General features: G+C 60.5%; 1 protein-coding gene. It reads left to right on the forward strand.

Going from position 1 to position 2,636, the window contains the following annotated elements; all coding sequences use genetic code 11:
- The first annotated feature begins 230 nt into the window (after positions 1-230).
- On the forward strand, positions 231-2,222 hold the full coding sequence (gene rpoD, locus BMI01S_RS36795; RefSeq protein WP_028233042.1) for an RNA polymerase sigma factor RpoD: 1,992 nt from the start codon (positions 231-233) through the stop codon (positions 2,220-2,222).
- The last annotated feature ends 414 nt before the right edge of the window (positions 2,223-2,636 follow it).

Here is a 2,636-nt window from a genome sequence, read left to right on the forward strand (position 1 = left end):
GTGACCACCCACTGAGAATTCAAAAGAGGCCAAATTCTGTTAGAATGTGACTCTGTAGATCTCTTGCGCCAAATCGTGCGCTTCCCTCGCGTCCGCTCTGCGGACCGCGCTCATTGCCCCTTGCGATCCCACAATTCGTGTCACGCCCGTAGTCGTGGATTCCACAGCTTGCCGTCGTGATGCCGGCTACTGGGCCCGCGATCGCTGGGCGGACCCGTCCAGGAGAATGTATGGCAAAGCTTGATCGGAGCACTTTACGTCCAGACACGGCTGCATCCGCGCCGAACGCGTTGGCCCTACGCGCATCGAAGGACCAGGCCACCGCAATCCTGCTGCCGATGGATACCGAGTCGCGGGCCGAGGGGCAGCAGCTCCAGATGCGTGCGCTCATCCAGTTGGGCAAGGAGCGTGGTTACCTGACTCACGACGAAATTGCCGATCACCTGCCGGACAACTTCGCACAGACCGCTGCGATTGAAGCCATTGTCAGCACCTTCAATGACATGGGCGTCGCCGTCTACGAGCAGGCATCCGACGCGGCGGCACTTTTCCTGAATGACGCGGCGCCGGCTGTTACGTCTGACGACCAGGCCGACGAGGAAGCTGAAGTCGCGCTTTCCACCGTCGATTCTGAGTTCGGGCGCACGACCGATCCCGTCCGGATGTATATGCGTGAAATGGGCGCGACCGGATTGTTGACTCGCGCGGGCGAGGTTGAGATTGCGAAGCGCATCGAAGGCGGTCTCCACGAAATGGTCCAGGCGATTGCGGCCTGCCCGGCGACCGTCTCGGCGATCCTTCTGAGCGGGGAGCAGATTGAGGCCGGCGATCTGCGCATCGACGAACTCGTTGACGGTATCAACGAGGAAACCGAATCGGTCGAACTGTCCTCGTCGGACCTCGCTGAAGCGCCGGACATCGAGCAGGCCACCGCTGACGATGACGCTGCCGGGAGCGATGACGGCGATGAGGACAGCGAGATCGCGGCGAGGACGAACGAAGCGCGTATGCAGCAGCTCACGAGCGACAGCCTCGACATATTTGCCCGGGTGCGCGAGCTGTTCGAGCAGATTTCTGGTTCCAACGCTGCGCAAGGTAAGGGGCGGGTGGCCCGCGCGCACCTTTGGGAAGAGATCCAGCGCGAGCTGGCGCCCATTCGCTTCACCGCGCGAACCATCGATCGGCTATGTACCGACGTGCAACAGCAGGTCGCACAAGTGCGCGCGGTCGAGCGGCATATTCTGCAAATTGCCGTCGACCGGTGCGGCATGCCGCGCGAGAAGTTCGTCGAGTCGTTTCCGGGACACGAAACTGATCTCGCGTGGACTAAAAACACGGCAGCGTCGTCGCGCGCGTACGGTGCCGCGCTCGAGCGTAGTCTGCCGGCGATTCAGGCCGAACAGCAGAAGCTTATCGATATCGAAGCGAAGGTGGGGCTGCCGTTGCAGCAGTTGAAGAAGATCAACCGGCAGATGATGGCGGCCGAGTCGAAGATGCGGCAGGCGAAGCGCGAGATGATCGAGGCGAACCTGCGCCTCGTGATATCCATCGCGAAAAAATACGTGAACCGGGGCGTGCACTTTCTGGATCTTATCCAGGAAGGAAATATCGGCCTGATGAAAGCCGTCGACAAATTCGAATATCGACGCGGCTGGAAGTTTTCGACTTACGCAACGTGGTGGGTGCGGCAGGCAGTCACGCGTTCGCTTGCGGATCAGGCGCGCACGATCCGGGTGCCGGTGCACATGATCGAGTCGATCAACAAGCTGAACCGGATTTCCCGCGAAATCCTGCAGCAGACCGGACGCAAGGCTGACCCTGCCGCGTTGGCGCAGCGCATGGAATTGCCGGAAGAGAAGGTTAGAGGCATGTTGAAAGTCGCGAGGCAACCCGTATCGCTCGAGACGCCAGTGGGCGAAGATGCCGACGCGACGCTCGGCGATATGATCGAAGATCCGATGGCGGCATCGCCTGCGGATGCGGCCGTGCAGGCAAACCTGCGCTCTGCAATCGATGAGGCGCTCGATGCATTGTCGCCGCGTGAAGCGAAGGTGCTGCGGATGCGTTTTGGCATCGATACCGCGTGTGACTATACACTCGAGGAACTGGGCAAACAGTTCGACCTGACGCGCGAACGGATCCGGCAGATCGAAAGCAAGGCGATGCGAAAACTGATGCATCCGAGTCGCGCCAACAGGCTAAAGCCATTTCTCGACCACTAAGGCGCAGAGGCGTGAATTGGTGGCTTGCGGTGAGTTTCGGAGGTCGGCATGAGCAGTGAATCGTCGACCGGCCAGAAACAATGTTTCGGCACGCATCGGGCCGGGTCGGTCCGATGCTCGTCGCCAGCCGAACGGCTGGAACTCTTAGTTGGCGTCAGATCGAGCGAATGGTGGTCCGCTGTCGCGACGATGGTACCGCGGGACTGGTTTCGTGGCGACGCGGCGCGTGCAGCAATCATCGGCTGTCGCAGTGGCTCTGTCGCAGTAAGAGCGAAAGGTCGGCCAAGACCGATATGGTATGGATTCCTTATCCAGCCAGCGAATAGAACGGCTCTGTCGCAGCAAGGCGGTCTGGTATGCTGGCCGGGTGAAAGTTGACGGTGTCAACGATGAGTCCGGAGCTGAATTCGACCT

The organism is Paraburkholderia mimosarum LMG 23256 = NBRC 106338, from assembly GCF_000739815.1.
Lineage (GTDB): Bacteria > Pseudomonadota > Gammaproteobacteria > Burkholderiales > Burkholderiaceae > Paraburkholderia > Paraburkholderia mimosarum.

Excerpts from the sequence above, each read along its gene's own strand:
- rpoD (WP_028233042.1), top strand. The coding sequence starts at position 231 with ATGGCAAAGCTTGATCGGAGCACTTTACGTCCAGACACGGCTGCATCC.